The sequence below is a fragment of the Actinomadura bangladeshensis genome, assembly GCF_004348335.1.
GTDB classification, from domain to species: domain Bacteria; phylum Actinomycetota; class Actinomycetes; order Streptosporangiales; family Streptosporangiaceae; genus Spirillospora; species Spirillospora bangladeshensis.
The window spans coordinates 1-3,743 of record NZ_SMJW01000440.1; the positions used below are offsets into that span (position 1 = coordinate 1).

Consider the following 3,743-nt stretch of genomic DNA (forward strand, 5'->3'; position numbering starts at 1 on the left):
CCCCCACCGCCCCGACGTCCGGCACCGGCATCGTCGAAGGTTGGCGCGGCACCATCGCGCACCGCGTCGAACTCGCTCCGGACGGCACGCTGACCCGCCTGAAGATCGCCGACCCGTCCTTCTTCAACTGGCCGGCCCTCCCGGTGGCGCTGACCGGCGCGATCGTCCCCGACTTCCCGCTCGTCAACAAGAGCTTCAACCTCTCCTACGCGGGCAACGACCTCTAACGTGTGCGGTCATGGAGTTCCTCTGCTATCACCGCGACCGGCCCGGCTCCCTGCCGCTCCGTGAACAACTGGGCGAGGAGCACTGGTCCTACATGGACCGCTTCGAGGCACAGCTGATCGCCCGCGGCCCGACGTTCGACGGCGACACCGTCTCCGGCAGCCTGCACATCGCCGACCTGCCCGGCTCCGCCGCCGCCCGCGCGTTCGCCTTCGACGAGCCCAACTACCAGGCCGGCGTGTACCGGGACGTCCTGCTGCGCCGCTGGCGCAACGCGCTGGGCCGCACCATGTGGGACTTCCCCGGCGGCCGGACCGGCGGCGACCGGTGGCTCGTCCTCGGCCTCGGCTCGGGCGAGCCCGCCGACCTCGCCGTCCCGCCCCGCGAGGACGACCTCATCGCGTACGGGCCGCTGCTGTCCGACGACGGCACCGCCTGGCTCGGCACGGCCGCCCTGCTGCGCGCCCCCGACCACCGCTCGGCCCGCACCCTGCTGACCGAGGACCGCTACGCCGCCGTCGAAGTCCACCCCTGGGAGTTCGGCGGCCGCCGCTGAACCCTCAGTGGTGCCAGGGGAGGCGGACGGGTTCGGCGGGGACGGCGCCGGAGAGCAGGTCGGTGACCAGCTCCGCCAGCTTGAGCGGGTAGACCGGCTCTTCGGCGCACGCCACCTCGTCGAGCGTCCACCAGCGGTGGGCGCCGACGTGCTCGCGTTCGATGGGGGTGAAGCCCGAGGTGTCGATGTCGCAGGCGGCCGTGCGGAACAGGAAGAAGTCGTCCCGGAACAGGCCCTTGGCCCAGCCGAGGTCGGCGCGGCCGAAGGTCAGGGCGACCTGCGGGCCGAGGTCGCCGGGGGAGACGACCAGGCCGGTCTCCTCGCGCAGCTCGCGGACCGCCGCCGCGCGCACGGTCTCGCCCTCCTTGACGCCGCCGCCCGGCGTGATCCAGCAGTGGCCCGATCCGGGCTCGGGGCTGAGCGGCCAGCGGAACAGCAGGACGCGCTCGGCGTCGTCGACCAGCAGCACGCGGGCGGTGCGCCTCCGGTAGCCCTCTGCGGGGACCGGCTCGTCCTCGACGGCGGTCATGCTGCCAGTTCGGAGTCCAGTTTCGCGAGCTGCGCGTCGTAGATGCGCCGCAGCCCCTTGGGGGCGAACGTCCGCTCGAAGAAGCCGCCGATGCCGCCCGCCCCGTCCCACGTCGTCCGCACCTGGACGCGGGCGCCTTCGCCGGCGGGGGAGACCGTCCACGTGGTGACCATGGACGAGTTGGCGTCCCGCTCCACCAGCCGGTCGCCGCCCGGCGCGCTCACGGTGAGCAGGCAGTCGCGCACCCGCTTGCTGGTGGCCGCGAGCTTCCAGTGCACCACCGTGCCCTCGCCCTGGCCGCCCTCGCGCACCTCGTACTCGCTGAAATGCTCGGTCAGCATGCGCGACCGCACGCCCGTGTAATCGCCGAGTGCCGCGAGCACCCGTTCCGGACTCGCGCTGAGCGTCTTCTCCGCGGTGACCACGACCTGTCCCATGCCGCCCATCTTCCCACCGCACTGATCAAAAACCGCACGGGGCACGCCCCTACAATCATGCGATCGGCCACTCGCGCGGGTAGTCGGGAAGGACGGTCCGATGCTGCCGCTGGAATTCCTGTTCAGCCGCACGTTCAGCGAGGACCCCCATACCGCGTACGCCGAACTCCGCGAGCGGGGCCCGGTCCACCCGATCGACTTTCCGCGCGGGGTCACGGCCTTCCTGGTGGTGGACCACGAGCACGGCCGCGCGGCGCTGAGCGACCCGCGCCTGTCCAAGGACATCGCGCACAGCTCCGTGCCCATCGACGGCGAGCAGTTCTTCGCCGGGACGATGCTCGCCATGGACCCGCCCGGCCACACCCGGCTGCGCGGGCTGATGGCCAAGGCGTTCACGGCCGGACGGGTCGAGCGGCTGCGTCCCCGCGTCCAGGAGATCACCGACGCGCTGCTGGACGGCATCGCGGCCCGCGGCGAGGCCGACCTGATCGAGGACCTCGCCGTCCCGCTCCCGGTCCAGGTCATCTGCGAGTTGCTCGGCGTCCCGGCGTCCGACCGGGCCCGGTTCCGCGCCTGGACGGCGGTGCTGACCGTCCCCGCGCTGACCTCCGAGGCCCGCACCCGCCGCCGCGACGCCGCCCGCGAGTTCAACGACTACCTGATCAAAGTCATCGCCGAACGGCGAGCCCGTCCCGAGGACGACCTGATCAGCGCCCTGATCGCGGCGCGCGACGGCGACGCCGCCCTGACCGAGCCCGAACTCCTGAACGGCATCGCGCTGCTCCTCATCGCCGGGCACGAGACCACTGTCAACCTCATCGGCAACGGCGTCCTCGCCCTCCTCCAAGCCCCTGACCAGCTCGAATTACTGCGGACGCACCCCAGCCTGCTGCCGTCCGCCGTCGAGGAACTGCTCCGCTACGACGGCCCGGTGGAGCGGGCGAGCCAGCGCATCGCCCTGACGGACATGGAGATCGCCGGAACCCCGATCCCCAAGGGCGCCTGGGTGCACGTAGCACTCGCCGCCGCCGACCGCGACCCCGCCGCGTTCGACGACCCCGACCGCCTCGACCTGACCCGAGCCCCCAAGCGCCACGTGGCCTTCGGCCACGGCATCCACTTCTGCCTAGGCGCCCCACTGGCCCGCCTGGAGGGCCAGATCGCCATCGGCGCCCTGCTGGCACGCTTCCCCGACCTGGCCCTCGCCGTCCCGCCCGCCGACCTGCGGCACCACCGCGCCGGCTCCATAGTCCGCGGCCTGGTCACCCTCCCCATCCGCGCCTGAGCCCGGCGGCCTCACCACCAGCCGAAGGCGAGCCAGGTGAGGAAGGGGGCCACGGGGATCGAGACGAGGCCGTAGGTGAGGAGTTGGCGGAACAGGCGGGGGCGGGCGGCCGGCTCGGCGGCGCCTAGGATCAGGCCGCCGGTGATGCCCAGCGGGTTGATGTCCACCAGGACGGAGGCCAGGGCCAAGGCCAGGACGCCGCCTACCGGGGAGACGCCGTCGGCGACCAGTGGGGGCAGTAGCGGCATCGTCGTTACGAAGACGGCGATGGAGCTGGCGGCGAAGGACGTCACGCCGGCGATGTAGCAGAGCACCAGGAGGCTGAGCAGGGGTGAGCCTTCGATGCTGAGCAGGTCGCTGATCTTCTTGAAGGCGCCCAGGTGCTGCATCAGGCCCACGTAGGTCAGCAGGCCGCCGATCAGCAGGACGACGTTCCACGGGATCCTGGAGATGATGTCGCCGGACGGCAGCCGGAGCACCAGTTGCAGGATCAGCGCGGCGGTGAGGCCGAGGTAGCCCACGTTCATATCGAAGCCCACGGAGAGGACGACGACCGCGAGCAGGGCGACGATCGTGAGGACCCGGGCCCGTAGTTGTTCGTGCGTTCCCGTCGGTGCCGTGGAGACGAGCGTCGCCGTGCCGCCGGTGGGCGTCGGGACGGAGGCCGCTCCCGGCGACTCCGGGGCGGGGCCGTCCGGGGCGGTGGTGATC

5 protein-coding genes and 1 pseudogene are annotated in these 3,743 nt (G+C 72.3%); 3 read left to right on the forward strand and 3 right to left on the reverse strand.

Annotated elements, in window-relative coordinates:
• A pseudogene (locus E1284_RS39435) lies at positions 1–227 on the forward strand (formate hydrogenase); the annotation flags it as partial.
• Positions 228–238: 11 nt separating this feature from the next.
• Complete coding sequence (locus E1284_RS39440; protein ID WP_131945237.1) at positions 239–781, forward strand: YciI family protein; 543 nt, start codon at positions 239–241, stop codon at positions 779–781.
• A gap of 4 nt (positions 782–785) precedes the next feature.
• On the opposite strand, the gene E1284_RS39445 is transcribed toward E1284_RS39440, so the two are convergent.
• The gene (locus E1284_RS39445; RefSeq protein WP_131945238.1) at positions 786–1,310 is read right to left on the reverse strand and encodes an NUDIX hydrolase; all 525 of its coding nucleotides are present in this window, start codon (positions 1,308–1,310) and stop codon (positions 786–788) included.
• The gene (locus E1284_RS39450) at positions 1,307–1,747 is read right to left on the reverse strand and encodes an SRPBCC family protein (protein WP_131945239.1); all 441 of its coding nucleotides are present in this window, start codon (positions 1,745–1,747) and stop codon (positions 1,307–1,309) included. The genes E1284_RS39445 and E1284_RS39450 overlap by 4 nt, the downstream gene beginning before the upstream one ends.
• A 100-nt stretch (positions 1,748–1,847) precedes the next feature.
• Here E1284_RS39450 and E1284_RS39455 point away from each other — a divergent pair, with 100 nt between their 5' ends.
• On the forward strand, positions 1,848–3,032 hold the full coding sequence (locus tag E1284_RS39455) for a cytochrome P450 family protein (protein WP_131945240.1): 1,185 nt from the start codon (positions 1,848–1,850) through the stop codon (positions 3,030–3,032).
• Positions 3,033–3,043: 11 nt separating this feature from the next.
• Here E1284_RS39455 and E1284_RS39460 read toward each other — a convergent pair.
• Positions 3,044–3,743, reverse strand: a 700-nt coding sequence (locus tag E1284_RS39460; protein WP_279433121.1) for an SLC13 family permease, incomplete at its 5' end; no start/stop codon positions are given.

Bases quoted from the DNA above. Each gene is read 5' to 3' on its own strand.
- E1284_RS39440 (WP_131945237.1), top strand. From the start codon at position 239: ATGGAGTTCCTCTGCTATCACCGCGACCGGCCCGGCTCCCTGCCGCTC.
- E1284_RS39445 (WP_131945238.1), bottom strand. From the start codon at position 1,310: ATGACCGCCGTCGAGGACGAGCCGGTCCCCGCAGAGGGCTACCGGAGG.
- E1284_RS39450 (WP_131945239.1), bottom strand. From the start codon at position 1,747: ATGGGACAGGTCGTGGTCACCGCGGAGAAGACGCTCAGCGCGAGTCCG.
- E1284_RS39455 (WP_131945240.1), top strand. From the start codon at position 1,848: ATGCTGCCGCTGGAATTCCTGTTCAGCCGCACGTTCAGCGAGGACCCC.